Source organism: Rhizobium ecuadorense (assembly GCF_001187535.1).
Classification (GTDB): Bacteria; Pseudomonadota; Alphaproteobacteria; order Rhizobiales; family Rhizobiaceae; genus Rhizobium; species Rhizobium ecuadorense.
In genome coordinates this window covers 1-247 of sequence record NZ_LFIO01001175.1, presented here as the reverse complement: position 1 = coordinate 247, position 247 = coordinate 1, and the positions used below count along the sequence as shown (strand labels likewise).

The 247-nt window shown below is 64.8% G+C and carries 1 protein-coding gene; it reads right to left on the bottom strand.

Going from position 1 to position 247, the window contains the following annotated elements; all coding sequences use genetic code 11:
• Positions 1–247: ABC transporter permease subunit (locus tag AF337_RS25375; RefSeq protein ID WP_425287899.1), on the bottom strand; the 247-nt coding region annotated here is incomplete at both ends.

Genomic DNA, 247 nt, shown 5'->3' with positions numbered 1-247 from the left:
GGTTCATACCGAGCACGAGAATTCCAGCGAGCCCTGCAAAAAAGCCGGACAGGGTATGGACGATCAGCGTGTTGCGCGTGACGCTGACGCCGGAAAGCCGGGCCGCCAGCGGGTTCGCCCCAAGCGCCAGGAAACGCGCGCCGATCGGCATGCGGTGGACGAGCAGCAGAACGGCGATCGAGACAACGAGCCACAGAATGATGCCTGAGGGAATGCCGAGCGGCCGCGCCTGCCCGAGCAGAATGAC